The sequence below is a fragment of the Allorhizocola rhizosphaerae genome, assembly GCF_003426775.1.
Classification (GTDB): Bacteria; Actinomycetota; Actinomycetes; order Mycobacteriales; family Micromonosporaceae; genus Allorhizocola; species Allorhizocola rhizosphaerae.
On sequence record NZ_QJUG01000186.1, the window covers coordinates 1 to 16,736 of the forward strand.

The 16,736-nt window shown below is 68.1% G+C and carries 16 protein-coding genes, 2 tRNA genes and 1 pseudogene; 9 read left to right on the forward strand and 10 right to left on the reverse strand.

Translation table 11 applies throughout. From position 1 onward, the window contains the following. Positions 1–434 (forward strand): annotated as a pseudogene (locus DM816_RS30785) (SARP family transcriptional regulator); the annotation flags it as partial. A 70-nt stretch (positions 435–504) separates the two neighbouring features. Continuing rightward, the gene (locus DM816_RS30790; protein WP_162908013.1) at positions 505–1,662 is read left to right on the forward strand and encodes a tetratricopeptide repeat protein; all 1,158 of its coding nucleotides are present in this window, start codon (positions 505–507) and stop codon (positions 1,660–1,662) included. On the opposite strand, the gene DM816_RS30795 is transcribed toward DM816_RS30790, so the two are convergent. Together DM816_RS30795 and DM816_RS30800 are read right to left on the reverse strand one after the other, a co-directional pair. Beyond that, entirely contained in the window at positions 1,628–1,924 is a 297-nt protein-coding gene (locus DM816_RS30795; RefSeq protein WP_162908014.1) for a Calx-beta domain-containing protein, read from the reverse strand. The two genes, DM816_RS30790 and DM816_RS30795, sit on opposite strands and share 35 nt — an antisense overlap. Further along, entirely contained in the window at positions 1,912–2,349 is a 438-nt protein-coding gene (locus tag DM816_RS30800) for a hypothetical protein (RefSeq protein ID WP_162908015.1), read from the reverse strand. Before DM816_RS30800 ends, DM816_RS30795 begins: the two co-directional genes overlap by 13 nt. Before the next feature lie 271 nt (positions 2,350–2,620). Here DM816_RS30800 and DM816_RS30805 point away from each other — a divergent pair, with 271 nt between their 5' ends. Together DM816_RS30805 and DM816_RS30810 are read left to right on the forward strand one after the other, a co-directional pair. Then, entirely contained in the window at positions 2,621–3,226 is a 606-nt protein-coding gene (locus DM816_RS30805; protein WP_117213890.1) for a hypothetical protein, read from the forward strand. After that, positions 3,169–4,596, forward strand: a complete 1,428-nt coding sequence (locus tag DM816_RS30810) for a CYTH and CHAD domain-containing protein (RefSeq protein ID WP_117213891.1) — start codon at positions 3,169–3,171, stop codon at positions 4,594–4,596. Before DM816_RS30805 ends, DM816_RS30810 begins: the two co-directional genes overlap by 58 nt. A 43-nt stretch (positions 4,597–4,639) precedes the next feature. Here DM816_RS30810 and DM816_RS30815 read toward each other — a convergent pair whose 3' ends face one another. The 3 genes from DM816_RS30815 to leuC form a co-directional block, all read right to left on the reverse strand. After that, entirely contained in the window at positions 4,640–5,179 is a 540-nt protein-coding gene (locus tag DM816_RS30815) for an HU family DNA-binding protein (RefSeq protein ID WP_117213892.1), read from the reverse strand. A 175-nt stretch (positions 5,180–5,354) separates the two neighbouring features. Beyond that, positions 5,355–5,942, reverse strand: coding sequence for a 3-isopropylmalate dehydratase small subunit (gene leuD, locus DM816_RS30820; RefSeq protein WP_117213893.1), 588 nt, complete (start codon positions 5,940–5,942; stop codon positions 5,355–5,357). Between the two features lie 10 nt (positions 5,943–5,952). After that, complete coding sequence (leuC, locus tag DM816_RS30825) at positions 5,953–7,371, reverse strand: 3-isopropylmalate dehydratase large subunit (RefSeq protein ID WP_117213894.1); 1,419 nt, start codon at positions 7,369–7,371, stop codon at positions 5,953–5,955. A gap of 41 nt (positions 7,372–7,412) precedes the next feature. Here leuC and DM816_RS30830 point away from each other — a divergent pair, with 41 nt between their 5' ends. After that, a complete protein-coding gene (locus tag DM816_RS30830; RefSeq protein ID WP_117213895.1) occupies positions 7,413–8,099 on the forward strand; it encodes an IclR family transcriptional regulator in 687 nt (228 codons plus the stop codon). Positions 8,100–9,093: 994 nt separating this feature from the next. Here the strand turns inward: DM816_RS30830 and DM816_RS30835 are convergent. The 4 genes from DM816_RS30835 to DM816_RS30850 all read right to left on the reverse strand — a co-directional run bounded on the left by DM816_RS30835 (position 9,094) and on the right by DM816_RS30850 (position 10,611). After that, positions 9,094–9,166: transfer RNA gene (locus DM816_RS30835), tRNA-Glu, on the reverse strand. Between the two features lie 78 nt (positions 9,167–9,244). Beyond that, positions 9,245–9,316: transfer RNA gene (locus DM816_RS30840), tRNA-Gln, on the reverse strand. Positions 9,317–9,388: 72 nt separating this feature from the next. After that, entirely contained in the window at positions 9,389–10,165 is a 777-nt protein-coding gene (locus DM816_RS30845; protein WP_117213896.1) for a fumarylacetoacetate hydrolase family protein, read from the reverse strand. A gap of 17 nt (positions 10,166–10,182) precedes the next feature. Further along, the gene (locus DM816_RS30850; RefSeq protein ID WP_162908016.1) at positions 10,183–10,611 is read right to left on the reverse strand and encodes a hypothetical protein; all 429 of its coding nucleotides are present in this window, start codon (positions 10,609–10,611) and stop codon (positions 10,183–10,185) included. Positions 10,612–10,676: 65 nt separating this feature from the next. On the opposite strand from DM816_RS30850, the gene DM816_RS30855 reads away from it, so the two are divergent. Next, positions 10,677–11,468 (forward strand): 3-methyladenine DNA glycosylase, encoded by a 792-nt coding sequence (locus DM816_RS30855; protein WP_117213898.1) that lies wholly within the window; start codon positions 10,677–10,679, stop codon positions 11,466–11,468. Here DM816_RS30855 and glnA read toward each other — a convergent pair. Beyond that, positions 11,446–12,798: a type I glutamate--ammonia ligase gene (gene glnA, locus DM816_RS30860; protein ID WP_117213899.1), complete on the reverse strand. Its 1,353-nt coding sequence runs from the start codon at positions 12,796–12,798 to the stop codon at positions 11,446–11,448. The genes DM816_RS30855 and glnA overlap by 23 nt on opposite strands. A gap of 96 nt (positions 12,799–12,894) precedes the next feature. Between glnA and DM816_RS30865 the strand changes: the two genes are divergently transcribed. From DM816_RS30865 to DM816_RS30875, 3 genes are all read left to right on the forward strand, one after another. Next, a complete protein-coding gene (locus DM816_RS30865; RefSeq protein ID WP_162908017.1) occupies positions 12,895–13,602 on the forward strand; it encodes a hypothetical protein in 708 nt (235 codons plus the stop codon). Positions 13,603–13,656: 54 nt separating this feature from the next. Beyond that, positions 13,657–14,550, forward strand: coding sequence for a hypothetical protein (locus DM816_RS30870; protein ID WP_117213901.1), 894 nt, complete (start codon positions 13,657–13,659; stop codon positions 14,548–14,550). A 116-nt stretch (positions 14,551–14,666) separates the two neighbouring features. Then, a complete protein-coding gene (locus DM816_RS30875) occupies positions 14,667–16,610 on the forward strand; it encodes an NAD+ synthase (protein ID WP_117213902.1) in 1,944 nt (647 codons plus the stop codon). Positions 16,611–16,736: the final 126 nt, after the last annotated feature.

Below are 16,736 nucleotides of genomic sequence, written 5' to 3' on the forward strand. Positions count from 1 at the left end.
CCCGGCTGGCCGCGCTGTGCGGGCGCATGCCGCTGGCGCTGCGGATCGCGGCGGCGAAGCTCGTCGCCCAGCCGTCCCGGGCGATCGGCGCGCTCGCCGACGAGGTCTCCGGCGACGACCGGCTGGCCCACCTGGGCGTGGAGGGCGGGGCGCGGACCGTTGAGGCGGTCTTCGCCACTGCGTACCAGGCGCTGTCCGAGCCGGCGCGTGTGCTGTTGCGGCGCTTGGGTCGGCACCCGGGGCCGCACGTGTCGGCGCCGCTCGCCGCCGCGATGTGCGGGGTGTCCACTGTGGACTTCGCGGAGGTCGTCGCGGCGCACCTGCTCGGTGAGCTGGAGCCGGGACGGTATCGGTTCCACGATCTGATCCGGCTGTTCGCCCAGCGGTGCGCGCTGGACGACGATCCCGTGCACGCGCTGCGGGGAGGCCGATGAGCGCATGCTGGACTGGTATCTGACCGTGGCGCGGGAGGCGAGCCGCGTACTGGATAAGAGTCTTAATCGGATGTCCGCCACGCTGCGGCATCCGGAGCCCGAAATGCCGTTCCCGCCCGCGCATGAGCCGATCCTCGCGTTCCTGGAGTCGGAGCGGGACAACCTCGTGCCGATCGTCCGATACGTCGGCGAGCACGGCCAGCCGGGGGCCGCGTGCCAGCTGGCCTACCTACTGGAGAGCTTCTTCACCGCACGCGGGCATTGGCCCGAACGGATCGAGATGTGCCGGCACGCGGTGCGGGCGGCGCAGGAGCTTGGCGATCCGCGAGTCGAGGCTGAGATGCATCGCGCGCTGGGCACCGCCTACCGGGCGGCATTCCGGCTGAGCGAGGCGCTCGAATGCCACCTGCGTGCGCTGCCGCTGCTGCGGGAGCTTGGCGACGAACGCGGGCTTGCCCAGCTCTACAACAGCATCGGCGGAGCCAACGCCGAGCTGCGCCACTTCGCGGAGGCCGCCGAGGCGTTCGAGATGTCATTGCGGCTGCACACGAGCACCGGCAACGCCTTCGGAGCGGTCACCGTCCAGCGCAACCTCGGGTATGTCCACATGAGAACGGGGGAGCTGGAGCAGAGTCTGGCGCACTTGAATCAGGCGCTCTCCTCCGCCCGGGTGATCGGGTTCCGGCGGCTGGAAGCGGGCTCGCTGGCCAGTCTCGGCACGGTCCACCGGCTCCTGGGACAGCACGACCGTTCCATCGAGCACCTGCACCACGCGCTCGCGGTCAGCCGGGACATCGGCGACCTCAGATACGAGATGGACGCGCTGGGCAATCTCGGCCAGACCCACCTCGCACTGGGCTTACCCAGGACCGCCATCGAAGATTTCGACCGGGCGCTGGTCTTGAGCCGGCGCCTCGGCCACCGCCACGCCGAGGCCCGCACCCTCACCCACCTCGCGGAGGCGTGCCTGCTGCAAGGCGATTACGAGGCGGCGGCGGGGCATCTGGACGCGAGCGCGAAGTTGCGCGAGGGCATCCCCGACATTTACGAGGAGGCGCGGCTGCAGCGCGGCCTCGGCGATCTGGCGCACGCCAGCGGGCGGGCCGCGGACGCGGCGCACCATTGGGAGTGTGCCATCGGCCTCTTCCACAAGGCGCACGCGTCCGCGGAGGCGGATCGGCTCAGCGATCGGCTCAGGGCAACGGGATCGTCACCCGCGCCTGGCTGACCACGATCCTGCCGAGTGACGGCTCGAAAATCCTCACGTAGAAATGCTCGGGCGCACCCGCGAGACGGTCCCGGCGGACCGCGATCCTGATCGCGGCCACTGTCTCACCGGCCGCGATGGTGATCGTCCCACGTGTCACGCCAATGTAGTCCTCGCCTGCGAGCGCTGTGCCGTCAACGGTCGCATAGTGCACGATCACGGGCTCGGGCGCGCGCCTGGACAATTCCACGTACAGCTCGCCCGCCGGCCTCACTCCGTCCACCTCGGTGAGCTCCTCCGTGTAGGCGTCACCGGTATCGGCATCGTCATTGACGACCCGACGGGGTCGGCCACGGTGACACCGCTCGGGTTGAGCAACTCCAGCCAGATCAGCTCATCGGGCTCGGGGGTCAGATCGCCGACGATGGACACCTCGACCACACGGTCTTTGGAGACGTCGGCGAGACTCCAGTTCAGGGTCCGGCCCGCCACCGCCATATAGTCGGAAGAAGATGACGCGGGTGGGGTGCCATACGGCCCGCCCGTCCGATACTCGACGGACCAGGCACCGCAACCGTATGCCGACACCACGAAACGCAGTGTCGTCGTGCCGTCATCACCTTCTTTCACGGACTCGTCGGAGACCTGGATCGCGCAGCCTGCTGTCGGCACCGCCGCCGCCGGGGACGCTGCCACCAAGACGGTCATGGCCGACATCAAAAAGACGGCCACCGCGATTCGAGATATTGACTTCCACTGGTACTCCCATCGCGCTCACCGCGCATCGTTTGAGCCTGCGGGAACAGGTGTAGGGCATGGCTGTTGTGTCCCTGTTGTAATTCCGGCCTGACCAGCACATCGGGTCATCGGTGCGCGACGGCAACCGGCGCACAACAGCGGGACAGCTGCCACACAACAGCCCCGCTCGACGCTCCCGGGACACCGGCGAACGATCGCCGGTGGAGACAAGGAGTGATCAATGCTCAAGACATCCAGGCGCTTCCGCGCACTCGTGGCGCTGGCCGCAATGGCCGCGTCGATGTTCGCAGCGCAGCTCGCACTTCCCGGCACGGCACACGCCTATTGCGCCGGAGAGGACAACCCGGTCCTCCTGGAACTGGTGATCAACGGCACGGTGTACGCATCCGAGGAGGCGTCGTCCGGTTGGTGCAACGGCAACGGCAACGGCACCTACCGCGGCAGGTTCCGCAGCCACGTCGCGGGGTACAAGGCGTTTGTCTATTCGAACAACGGCGGCAACTGGACCAGGTTCGAAGGCGCCGACGACCAGAGCTGGATGACATGGCAGATTGAAGACCACGACAACGCGCACACCGCGCTCACGCTCTGCGTGCAGAACAAGAGCACCCGCTGGTGGACCTGTGGCGCCGGAGACGACTCGCGCAACTCGAGCCCGGCCGACGGGCCGAACACCACCATCAGTGTCATCAACGAGGGTTCTGACAGCGCCGCCCCGGCTGCGCCTGGCCCAGCCCGGGGAATCCCTGGCCGGGCTAGGCTTATTCGATGCTGGAAGACGAGCTCAAGTTCGATGTCGCCGAGTCCTTTGTCCTCCCGAAGATAAAAGGTCTCGTGCCGCGCAAGAGCAAGGCGCTGACAGCCACCTACTTTGACACGAGCGACCTGCGGCTGGCCCGTGCCGGCGCCACCCTGCGCTACCGGGTGGGCGACGAGGAGCCGTGGACGGTCAAGCTGCCCACCGGCACACCCGGCGTGCGGCACGAGATCTCGCTTGCCGCGCCGCAGGGGCGGCCGCCGGCCGACCTGGTGTGGCTGGTGTGCTCGCTGACCCGCGGCGCGGCCCTGCGCAAGGTCGCGGTCATCCAAAGCGACCGGCGCGTCTATGACCTCACCGACCGCCAGGGCCGCGTGTGGGGCGAGCTCGCCGACGATCGGGTGACCTCCGGCGAGGTTTCCTTCCGCGAGATTGAGATCGAGGGGGGTACCGGGGACGAGCGCTCCATTGTGGAGAGTGCGCTGATCGGCGCGGGTGCGCGGCCCGGCGCCTTCCCGTCCAAGCTCGTGCGGGTGCTCGGGCCTGCGGCGCAGCCGGAGACCGAAGCGGTACCGGATAAAAAAGGGGCTGGCGCGGTGGTCACGGAGGCGGTCCGGCGGGGAGTGCGGCGAATCCTCGAACACGACCCGTTGGTGCGGCTGGGCGAGCCGCTGCCCGACGGTGACACGGCGGTGCACCAGATGCGGGTCGGCTGCCGACGGCTGCGCTCGGATCTCAAGACCTTTGCCGCGCTGCTGGACCGCGACTGGACCGGGCGGCTGCGCGCCGAGCTGCGCTGGCTCGCCGAGCTGCTCGGGGCGGCGAGGGACGCGGAGGTGTTGCGGGCCAGGCTGGTTCGCACGGCCGAGCAGGATCCACTGGCGCCGATGGATCGGGAAGCCGTTGCGGCGATTGCCGCCGCGCTGGAGGATCGGCAGGCCCGGGCGCTGGAGTCGTTGCGGCGCGGGATGCGCACGAGGCGATACTTGGCGCTGGTCGAGGCGCTCGGCGAGGCTGCGCGCTCGGTGCCGTTGACCAAGCGGGCGCGTCGGCCGCTGGTCGCGCCGAGCGTGAGCGGCTTGACGGACAAGGCTTCCACGCTGACGATGGAATCGCCGGATGAGCAGTGGCACGAGGTGCGCATCCTGACCAAACGCGCGCGTTATGCGGCCGAGGCGGTCAACCGGCGGGGCAAGCTCGCACGATCCCTGGCGGCCATGCAGGATCTGCTCGGCGAGCATCAGGACGCCGCTGTGGCGGCGGAGATTTGGCTGTCGTTCGGCGACGAGCCAGGGCTTGCGGTGACGGCGGGCCGGCTGCATGAGCGGGAGCGGGCGGCGATCCGCCGTGTCCGGGCCGAGTTCCTCACAACCAGGTTTTTCGGCGCGCAGCGTGGAACGCCGTCCGCTGCGCAAATAATCCGCTGCGCAAATAAATAGTCCCGCCGGCGAGGGGCCGGCGGGACTGGGGAAACCCGCGAGCTTAGCGCTTAGCAGCCCTCTTGGCGGGCGCCTTGGCGGCGGTCTTCTTCGCCGTAGCCTTGGTCGCGGTCTTCTTCACGGTCGCGGCAACCGTCTTCTTGGCGGCCTTCTTCGCAGGCGCCTTGGCGGCGGTCTTCTTCGCCGTGGCCTTGGTCGCGGTCGCCTTGGTGGCGGCCTTCTTCGCCGGGGCAGCAGCCTTCTTCGTGGCGGCGGTCGCGGTCTTCTTGGCAGCGGCCTTCTTCGCCGGGGCGGCCGGCGCCTTGCCAGACGCGACAGTCTCCTTGAAGCCGGCGCCCGGCCGGAACGCCGGAACCGTCGTCTTCTTCACCTTGACGGCCTCACCCGTGCGCGGGTTGCGGGCCATGCGGGCGGCGCGGGCACGGCGCTCGAAAACACCAAAGCCGGTGAGGGAAACCTTCTCCCCCTTCGTGACGGCGCCCTGGATCTCGCTGAGCGTTGCCTCGAGAACGGCCGATGCCGTCTTCTTGTCGGTCACGCCCGGGTGCGCGGCGATCGCGTCGATGAGTTCGCTCTTGTTCATTTCTTCCTCCGGTTATGTCCCTGCGGACAGGTGTTGTGCTTAGTGCCACTTATGGCGCACAGTAAACGCTTGTACGCCAACATGCCAATAGGACGGTCAAAAATAATCCGTTGTGTCGCACAAATAACGAACGGCCGCGCCCCTGGGGACGCGACCGTTCGTCTAACCGAAGCCGTCAGGAGACAACCACACCCCAGGCGGGACGCTGGGTTTCGAAGGCGGAGATGCGATCCTCGTGGCGCAGCGTCAGGCCGATGTCGTCCAGCCCTTCGAGCAGGCGCCACCTGCTGAAACTGTCCAAGGTGAAACCCCAGACACGGCCATCGGCCCTGACTTCCAAGGCTTCCAGGTCGACCTCGACCGTCGTGGTCGGACGGCTCTCGACCAGATCCCAGAGTTCCTCGACCGCCTCGACCGGCAACTCAACGGTCAGCAGACCCTGCTTCAACGAGTTACCCCGAAAGATATCTCCGTAACGGGGCGAGATGACGACCCGGAAACCGTAGTCGCACAGTGCCCACACAGCGTGCTCGCGGGACGAGCCGGTGCCGAACTCCGGCCCGGCAACCAGAATCGTCGCCCCGGCGTAGGCCGGGTTGTTCAGTACGAAATCAGGATCCTCGCGCCACGCGGCGAACAGCCCGTCCTCGAAACCCGTGCGGGTCACGCGCTTGAGATACACCGCCGGGATGATTTGGTCTGTGTCCACGTTGGAGCGTCGCAATGGAACAGCTGTTCCAACATGGGCGGTGAACTTTTCCATTCTTGCTACCTCACAAGTCTGCCGGGGCGGCGAGGCGACCCACGACGGCGGTGGCTGCTGCGACGGCAGGGGACACGAGGTGAGTGCGGCCGCCCTTGCCCTGCCGCCCTTCGAAGTTGCGGTTGGACGTGGAGGCGGACCGCTGGCCGGGCTTGAGCGTGTCGGGGTTCATGCCAAGGCACATCGAGCACCCGGCGAAGCGCCACTCCGCCCCGGCCGCCGTGAACACCTCGTGCAGGCCCTCGGATTCGGCTTGAGCGCGGACCGCGGCCGAGCCGGGGACAATCATCATGCGCACGCCGTCGGCGACCTTGCGGCCGCGCAGGACGTCGGCCGCCAGGCGCAGATCCTCCAGGCGCCCGTTGGTGCACGAGCCGACGAACACGACGTCGACCGCGACCTCACGCAGCGGGACACCCGGGCGAAGGTCCATGTATTCCAGCGCGCGCCGGGCGGCGGCCCGCTCGGCCTCTGACTGGAACGACTCCGGGTCGGGCACGGAGGCCGACAGCGGCGCGCCCTGGCCGGGGTTGGTGCCCCACGTGACGAACGGGCTGAGCGTGCCCGCGTCGAGCGTGACCTCCGAGTCGAACACAGCGTCCGGATCGGACGGTAGCGCGCGCCAGGCGTCCAGCGCGGCCTCCCAATCGCGTCCCTTGGGCGCGAACGTCCGGCCCTCAAGCCAGGCATAGGTCGTGTCGTCCGGCGCGATCAGACCGGCCTTGGCGCCCCACTCGATGGACATGTTGGAGACGGTCATCCGGCCTTCCATGGACAGCTTCTCGATCGCCGGGCCGCGGTATTCCACGACGTGGCCGCGGCCGCCGCCCGTGCCGACCTGCGTGATGAGCGCGAGGATCAGATCCTTGGCGGTGATGCCGGGCGGGAGCTCGCCGGTGACGGTCACCGCCATCTGCTTGGGCGTGTTTTGCGGCAGGGTCTGGGTCGCGAGCACGTGCTCGACCTCGGACGTGCCGATGCCGAAGGCAAGCGCGCCAAAGGCGCCGTGGGTCGAGGTGTGCGAGTCGCCGCACACGATCGTCATGCCGGGCTGGGTCAGGCCCCGCTGCGGCCCCATGACGTGAACGACACCCTGCTCCGGGTCGCCGAGCGGGTGGAGCCTGATCCCGAACTCTTCGCAGTTTCTCCGGAGAGTTTCAATTTGGGTACGCGACACGGGATCGCTGATCGTGAGGAGATTGTCGGTCGGGGTGTTGTGGTCCTCGGTCGCGATCGTGAGGTCCGGTCGTCTCACCTTGCGACCGGCGATCCGCAGTCCATCGAAGGCCTGCGGGCTGGTCACCTCATGCAGCAGATGCAGGTCGATGTAGAGGAGATCGGGCTCCCCGTCGGCTTTTCTGACTACGTGCGAGTCCCAGACCTTCTGGGCAAGGGTCCTGCTCACTGGTGTCTCCCACCATCTGGACATCCCACAACTTGGGAAGTATATTTCGGTTCGTGGGACACAGTATGTCTGGCGTTGGCGTGCTTGACAAGGCGGTCGTGATCCTTGCCGCCTGCGTCGATGGCGCGAGCCTTGCCGAACTCGTCGAACGCACCAAACTGCCGCGGGCAACGGCGCACCGGCTTGCACAGGCGCTGGAAATACACCGGATTCTCGTGCGCGACGCGCAGGGGCGATGGCGACCCGGGCCACGGCTTGGAGAATTGGCCAATGCCGCGCCCGATGTCCTTTTGTCGGCCGCCGAACCGCTGCTCGCAGCGCTGCGCGACGCGACCGGCGAGAGCGCCCAGCTTTACTTGCGGCGCGCCGACGAACGCATCTGCGTCGCCGCCGCCGAGCGGGCCAGTGGTCTTCGCGACACCGTCCCAGTGGGTGCGATCCTGCCAATGACGGCCGGTTCAGCAGCGCAAATCCTGCTCGCGTGGGAGCCGCCGGAAGCGGTGATGCCTCTACTGCCCCGCTGCCGATTCACCGGCCGCACTCTTGCGGAAGTCCGGCGGCGTGGCTGGGCTCAATCCGTTGCCGAGCGGGAGCCTGGCGTCGCTTCAGTGAGCGCGCCGATCCGCGACCGGACGGGCCGGGTCATCGCGGCGATCAGCGTGTCCGGCCCGATCGAGCGACTCGGCCGACGCCCCGGCGACAGGCATGCCATGGCCGTGGTCAGGGCGGGGCAACGACTGTCGGGGCTGTGAGCCGCCGATCACCGGTGTGGCAAGCGGTCCGGAAGGCAGAGCGAAACCTTTGCGCATTCGGATGGCTCGATGGAGATCGCAATCCCGGCCGCCACACGAACTTCGCCGTAGCCGCCGCCCCGGCTTAGGCTGCGAAGCAACGGGCTCAAAGGCGTGGCCGGCGCGCCATCGGCAAGCACGGCCGGGCAAGCGGTTTCGCGGAGGCGCCGACCGGATCACTGTTGCGGCACGGGCTCCGGGCCGCCCACGGCCCGTGGTAAATCCAGGACGGCTCTGGCAAACGGCTTCCCACGCCGGCCCGCCGGATCACCGTTTCGGCACGGCAGGGCCCGCCTGGCTAGCGGCGCAGTCTGCGGTGAAGGCGTGCGCGAATTCGGGCGGCTCATGCGGGTCGGGTGCGGGCTAACCGAACGGTCTACGGCGAGATCTGGGCGGGCCATCCGACGGCCGCGGCAAAGGGTTCGGGCGGGAGCAGGCCGGATCACTGTTGTGTACGACTGGACACCGGATGACAGCGGCCGCGCTAGCGGCACAGCCAGTAGTGAACCCCGGCAGGCCATACGGGACGGCTGCGGCAAACGGCTTTGTCCACAGGCTGGCCGGATCACCGTTGCGGCACGGCTGGGCCGCCGAGCTTCGGGTGTGGGCTAGCCGAACGGCTCTGGGCGGGCTGTGGCGCAAACCGGGCGGCGACCCCGCAGGCGCCGCGGAAACCCGGTGACTACCTGAGCGGCGCGGCGAAACCCGAGCCCCACACGGCCACCCTTGAAACCTCGCAGCGCAGCTGACGGCACACGAACCGACCACCGCGCGACCACCCGCCCCGGGTCTCGCGCTCCACACTGGACAGTGCGCCCCCCGCTGAACTCCTCCCGACCCGCGCGCCCGGCTACGGCAACGTGGGGGAGCGCGGGGGCTCGGCCCCCGCGACAAAATGCGAAAGCGGCCCACGCGAGCTGACCGCTAGGTCAGCGAATAGCGTGAGCCGCCGCTGTAGCCCCGAAGGGATTCGAACCCTCGCTACCGCCTTGAGAGGGCGGCGTCCTAGGCCGCTAGACGACGGGGCCAGGACTGACTTGCTGCTGTTGCACGTGCTTGCTTGGTCAAAGCTGCTGAAGCTTAGCAGATCCAGCAGGCGTTGCCCGCTGGGGTACCAGGACTCGAACCTAGACTAACTGAACCAGAATCAGTTGGGCTGCCAATTACCCCATACCCCAAAGGCCCGGCCGCGGCCGCGCCGGGAGTGAACTTTACCCGACCAGCCGCGCCCGGACCAAATCCAAAACCGCTCAGAGTGTCAGCACCGGGTTACGCAGCTCCCCCAGCCCGGCGACCCGGACGCTGACGACATCGCCGTTGTTCAGCGGCGATACCCCGGCGGGGGTGCCGGTGAGGATCACGTCACCCGGCAGCAGGGTCATGATGTGCGACACATACGAGATGAGCGTGGGCACGTCGAAGACCATGTCCTTGGTCCGGCCCAGCTGGCGTACCTCCTCATTGACCTCGCACCTGACCTCGGCATCGCTGACGTCCGCATCCGTGGTGATCCACGGGCCGAGCGGGCAGAACGAGTCGAACCCCTTGGCCCTGGTCCACTGCCCGTCCGACCGCTGCAGGTCGCGCGCCGTCACGTCATTTGCGCAGGTATATCCGAATATCGCCCGCGCCGCCTGAGAACGGTCCACCCGCCGCGCACCGCTGGCCCCGATCACGACCGCCAGCTCCGCCTCGTGCTCGACCTGCTGGGACTGCGGCGGCAGCCTGATCGCATCGTGTGGCCCGATAACCGACGTGCTGGGCTTCAGGAACAGCAGCGGCTCCTTGGGGACGTCTGAGCCGTGCTCAGCGGCGTGCTCGGCGTAGTTTCGCCCGACGCACACCACCTTGCTGGGCAGGATCGGCGAAAGCAGCCGCACGTCGGCCAGCGCCCAGCGCTGCTCCGTCCGTTTGATCTCGGCGAACGGGTGGCCCTCAATGGCCACGATGGTCTCGCCGGCCGCGCTTTCGCCCTCGACGAGGCCGAAGGACATGCCACCGGGATGTACAAATCGAGCTATCCGCACCCGACCAATCTAAGAGATCAGTTGGTACCGCAGATCTCCGCCACCCGTTCGGCGAGCCCCTCCAGATGGTCGGTGTCGAGGTCTTGCAGCGCGGTCAGCCCGGTCAGGCCGGTGCCCAGGGCGTCCAGCTCCTTGGCCATGTCGTCGATCGCGGACCTGAGCTCCTGGTTGCGCGCCTGCTCACCGTGCTCGCGCAGCTTGCCAGCCAGCTCTGTCAGGACCGTGCCGGATTGCTTGACGTGCCTGTCGGCTGTCGCGCGGTCCCCGCCGGTCGCGGCCGTCCCGGCCCGGTCGAGCTCCGCGGTGAGCGATTTCATGCCCTCGTCGACCGTCCTGCGGCTCTGCTCGCACACCTGCTTGGTGTTCGTGTCCAGCGAAGGTGATGGCTGGGTGGCTCCGGTGAGGAGCATCACGAAAAGCACCGAGATCATGGCTAGAGGTGTCATGGCCCCCTCCCCGCACAGTGAGCTCGATGGAGTACCCGCGACAAGCCCGCCGTTAACCTTGACCGGTGGAATCGCTGGAGCCCGACTGGGAGGAGCGCCGGCGCGCGCACGAGCGGCGGGTCGACGCGCTGATCGGCGACCACCTTGCCCGCCGGCGCAGCGGGATCAAGCATCCGGTGCTCGACTTCCTGTTCACCTACTACTCGTTTCGCCCGGCGCAGTTGCGCCGCTGGCATCCGGGCCTCGGCGAGAGCGGCGGCGAGCCCGTGAAAGTCCGGCGCGATTCCGTCCGCTGGATCCACGACCTGCTTGTCGCGACCGCGAATCGCCCCGGCCACTTCGGCTGCTTCGGGATGCACGAGTGGGCCATGGTCTACCGGCAGAGCCAGCAGGAGTTGCGCCACAACGCCTGGCCGCTGCGCCTGTCCCCGGAGCGGACGGCGGCGGTGGTCGAGGAGCGCGGCGTGCACTGCAGCCACTTCGACGCGTTCCGGTTCTTCACCCCGGCGGCCCGCCCGCTCAATGTGCTGACGCCCACGCGGGAAAGCCAGATCGAGCTCGACCAGCCGGGCTGCCTCCACGCAAATATGGACCTTTATAAATGGTCATACAAGTTGTACACTGTGGCGCCCAGCGAGCTGATCGCCGACTGCTTCGAGCTGGCCCTGGACATCCGCGCGCTGGACATGCGGGCCAGCCCCTACGATCTGGCCGATCTGGGCTATGCGCCGGTGCGCATCGAAACGCCCGAGGGGCGGGCTGAATACGCCGCCGCGCAACGAGCCAACGCCCGGCGGGCGGCCCCGCTGCGGCAACGGCTCATCGAAATATGTGCTACAGCGCTCCGAGATATTTGATGCGCTCGTAAGGCGTGACCTCGCGCCGGTATTCCTCCCACTCCGCGCGCTTGTTGCGCAGGAAGAAGTCGAACACGTGCTCCCCGAGCACATCGGCGACCAGCTCCGAGCCGGCCATCACGTCGATCGCCTCGGACAGGTTATCCGGCAGTGTCGAATAACCCATGGCCCGGCGTTCCGCATTGGACAGTGACCACACGTCGTCCTCAGCGCCGGGCGGCAACTCGTACCCCTCCTCAATGCCTTTTAAACCAGCACCGAGCAGAACCGCAAAAGCGAGGTACGGATTGCAGGCCGAGTCCAGCGAGCGGACCTCGACGCGGGCCGAGTTGGGCTTGCCGTAGGCGGGCACGCGCACCAACGCCGACCGGTTGAGGTGGCCCCAGCACACATAGGCGGGCGCCTCGGCGATCCGATCCGGGATGGTCGCCGGGAACAGCCGCTTGTAGGAGTTGACCCACTGGTTGGTCACGGCCGTGAACTCGCGCGCGTGCGCGAGCACCCCGGCGATGAACGCCTTGGCCGTCTTGGACAGCTTGTGCGGGTCGGCCGGATCGTGGAAGGCGTTGCGCTCGCCCTCGAACAGCGACAGGTGGGTGTGCATGCCGTTGCCGGGCTGATCGGTGAACGGCTTGGGCATGAACGTGGCCCGGACCCCGTGCGTCAGCGCCACCTCGCGCATCACGTGCCGGAACGTCATGATGTTGTCGGCGGTGGTGAGCGCGTCCGCATACCGCAGGTCGATCTCCTGCTGGCCGGGCGCGACCTCGTGATGGCTGAACTCGACCGAGATGCCGATCCGCTCCAGCGCCAGCACGGCCTGGCGGCGGAAATCGCGGGCCACGGCGTGCGTCGTGTGGTCGAAGTAGCCGCCGCTGTCGACCGGCTTGGGCACGGACCCGTCGATCGGGCCGTTTTCGAGCAGGAAGAACTCGATCTCGGGATGGGTGTAGAAGGTGAAGCCCTTGTCCGCGGCCTTGGACAGCGCGCGGCGCAGCACATAGCGCGGATCGGCCCAGCTGGCCGTGCCGTCGGGCATCAGGATGTCGCAGAACATGCGCGCGCTCTCCCCCGACGACCCGCCCTCGAAGGGGAACACCTGGAACGTCGTCGGATCCGGCATAGCGATCATGTCGGACTCATAGACCCGGGCAAACCCCTCGATCGCCGACCCGTCGAACCCGATGCCCTCGTCGAAGGCGGCTTCGAGCTCGGCCGGCGCCACGCTGACCGACTTGAGGGTCCCGAGCACATCGGTGAACCACAGCCGGACAAACCGGATGTCACGCTCCTCGAGCGTGCGAAGCACAAACTCCTGCTGACGGTCCACGATTTCACCCTTCCACGGCGCTATTACGCGCAGATTAACGCGCGAGTGAGTTCCCGATTGGCGCAACCCCTGCATAGGCGCGAACGTTGATTGGGCATGTCCAGGAGTCGGCACCGCAAGCGGCCCGCGATGAGCCGGCGTGCCGTCGCCGGCGGCTCCGCGCTGGGCGTGCTTCTGTTGACGGCACTGACCCTCGCCGGCTCGTTGAGCAGCCGATCGACTCCGCGCATGGCACCCCCTGAAATCCGGCACGAGCCCGGGACGCTGTCTGCCAGCCAGCCCGAGCTGGAACAGGCCGTTCTAAAACCCGTTGATTTAGGGGGTACCCATATAGAGGCGCCGAAAGCCACCGTCCGCCGGCTTCCGGCCCCGGAGAAGTGCTCAGCGCTGCTCGACCCGGACACTCTGCTGCGCCAGGTCCGGGCCGGCGAGGCGACCGGCCAGGCGAGCTCCAATCTGCGCGGCCCGACCGACCTGAGCCAGGTGCTCGCGTCGTTCGCGGGCGACGGGGCGGACGCGACGATGCGGCAGCTGCGCCAGCTCGGCGGGCAGTGCCACGACTTCCAGGGCCGGCTCGACGACGGCACCCCGGTGCGCGTCCAGGTCGAGGAGCATCACGTCGACGCCGACACGTATGCGCTCAAGCTCACCCTCACCGGCGGCGGGCAGACCACGTCGGGTGTGGTCACGCTGCGCCGCGCGGGACAGGTGCTGTCCGTGCTGCGCGAGCTCGGCACGGGCGAGGTGTCCGATCCACTCAAGCTGGTGGACATGACTTTGAGCAGGCTCACCAAACGTCCCTAGGCATCGGGTACGGTCGCTGTCCTCACCCTTCATACAAAGAGGACGGTCACGGCCATGGCCACCACCTGGAGCCGCAGGCTCGCCATTTTCCTTGGCGCATCGCTGCTGTTGCCGATCACGAGCGAGTTCGTGGTGTCCCGGATCACGGGCGAAAACTACGACTTCAGATTGGCGCTCAGCCTGATCCTGATCGTCGGGCCGATCGCGCTGCTGCTGTACTACGCCAGGCCGGTGCGCATGACGGCGCGGCTCATCATGTCGCTGGGCCTGACCGCGGGCGGGCTGGCCGTCGCGGCCCTGGGCTTCGCGATGACGGTGTGGCCGGTGCCGGAGGGGTTCGGCATCCCGACCGTCGTGATCGGACTCGGGGTGGCGTCGGTCGGCGCGCTCTATGTCGGGCGGGCCCGCTATGACGTGCCGCAGGAGCTTCCGGCGCCGCATCAGCCGGCCGATCCCAACCAGGTGAAGATCGAACGGCACCCGCCATTTCGCGCGGGAACGCACAACCCGGTGATCGATATGATCGTCAAGGCCATGAGCGTTGACGATCTTCACTATGTTGCGTACCACGTCGACGGCCGGTGCGTGATGACGCTCGACCTGCTGGACCATCCGCAGCTGTCCCGGTTCCACGACGTCGTCGAACCCTACCAGCGGCGCGACGAATACAGGCGGCATGGCGAGACGATCGAGGGCATCCTGCGCCGCCTCAACGAGGAGTTCCGCACGCTGGGCTCGGGCGACCTGATCCGGCTGGTGCTCGACGTCGAACGGGGCGCGATCTACTACCACATGGTGACGGCGGACCGGAATCGATACTTGATCTCGGTCACCCTGAACCAGTACAAGGTGCACATCGCCGACCGCAAATGCGCCCACCTCGTCGACGACATCCGCGTCCACCTTGGACAACCAAAACTCACCGACCTGGAACTCCCCCGCGATTAGATGGATTTCGCGTCGATCATGAACTTACGTCCATGCTCGACGGCGTGTCGTGACATCAACCTCATGGTCAAAGTGGGGCGCGACAGACTGCCGGTGGGGAGTGGGAGACTGGGGGCATGGCTCGGTTGCGTGTCGCTCTCGCTCAGGTCAACCCGACGGTCGGTGACCTCACCGGCAACGCCCTGCTCGTCCGGGAGGGAGTCGCCCGCGCGGCCGCCGCTTCCGCGCACCTCATCGCCTTCCCGGAGCTGATGATCACTGGGTACCCGCCGGAAGACCTGGTGTTCCGCGAGTCTTTCGTGCGTGCGTCCCAGACGGCCGTGCAGCGGCTGGCCGGTGAGCTGGTTGCCGACGGGTTCGGCGAGCTTGTGGTCGCGGTCGGGTTCCTCGATGCCGACGGGCCGGGCAAGCTCGGCGCCGTCACCACGGCCACGGTCGGGCCGCGCAACGCCATGGCCATCCTGCACCGGGGCGAGATCGTCGCCCGCTACTACAAGCACCACCTGCCCAACTACGGCGTGTTCGACGAGGACCGCTATTTCGTGCCCGGCGACACGCTGACCATCCTGCGGGCCGGGTTCGCCGACGGGGCCGAGGTCGACATCGCCCTCACCATCTGCGAAGACCTGTGGCAGGCGGGCGGGCCGTTCGCGGCGGCGGGCGCGGCGGGGGTCGGGCTGGTGCTCAACATCAACGGCTCGCCCTACGAGCTCAACAAGGACGATGTGCGCCTGCCGTTGGTCCAGCGGCGCGCGGCCGAGGCCGGCGCGACCATCGCTTACGTCAACATGGTCGGCGGGCAGGACGAGCTCACCTTCGACGGCGACTCGATGATCGTGACCGCGGGCGGCGAGGTCCTGGCGCGCGGGCCGCAGTTCGCCGAGGCCCTGCTCATCCACGACATCGACGTCCCGCTCGCGGGCGCACATCGTCGGGCCGGCACGGGGGCACCAGACGGCGCGACAGAACCAGACGGCGCGGCAGAACCAGACGGCGCGGGCGAGTCGGGCGGCGGCCTGCTGGGCAGGTCGGGCTCGTCTTCTCCGGCAACCGGCGGCTCGGATTCTCCGACAGGCACGGGCAGGGATTCGGCAGGCGGCGGTGGCGGATCGGTGGGTGAGGTGGTCGCCGACGGCCCGATGTCGGTGCGCTACGTGCCGGTGCAGACGGCGTGGACACCCGCGCCCGGCCACGCCGACGCGGGGATCGCCGACCGGCTCATCGACGAGGCCGAGGTGTGGGCCGCGCTGGTGCTCGGGCTGCGCGACTACATCCGCAAAAACGGCGCCAAGTCGGCCGTCGTCGCGGTGTCCGGCGGCATCGACTCCGCAGTCGTCGCGACCATCGCAGCCGACGCGGTCGGCGTCGAAAACGTCGTCGGCGTGTCAATGCCCAGCGCCCATTCGTCTCAGCACTCCCGCGACGACGCGGCCCAGCTGGCCAAAAACCTCGGCATCGACTACCGCGTGGAGCCCATCCAGCACATGGTCGACGCGTTCCTGGCCAACCTCAACCTGTCCGGGCTCGCCGTCGAGAACCTGCAGGCCCGGGTGCGCGCAGTGATCCTCATGGCAATCTCCAATCAGGAGGGTCACCTCGTGCTGACCACGGGCAACAAGAGCGAGCTCGCCGTGGGTTACTCCACGCTCTACGGCGACTCCGTCGGCGCGTTCAACCCGCTCAAAGACGTGCCCAAGCTCCTGGTCTGGCGGCTCGCCCGGTGGCGCAACACGGTCTCGCCGGTCATCCCCGACAGCTCGATCGTCAAGCCGCCCAGCGCAGAGTTGCGGCCGGGCCAGCTTGACACGGACTCCCTCCCGCCCTACGAGGTGCTCGACCCGATCATCGCCGGCTACGTCGACGGCGACCTCGGCCGTGACGACCTGGTCGCCGCGGGCCACGACCCGGCCCTCGTCGACCGGGTGCTCCGGCTGATCGACTCGGCCGAATACAAGCGCCGCCAGTCGGCGCCCGGCACAAAGATCTCGTTCAAAGCGTTCGGGCGTGACCGGCGGCTGCCAATTACCAACCGGTTCCGGGAGTCTGCAGCGCGGGGGTAGCGCGGGCTGGCGGGTGTAGCGCGGGTTGGCGGGGGTCAAAACCGTCGGCTGGGCGCGGGGCGGCGGCGGGATGTCCGTTTTGAGGACGAGGGAAGAGCGTTTTTAGTCCTCAAAACGGACATCCCG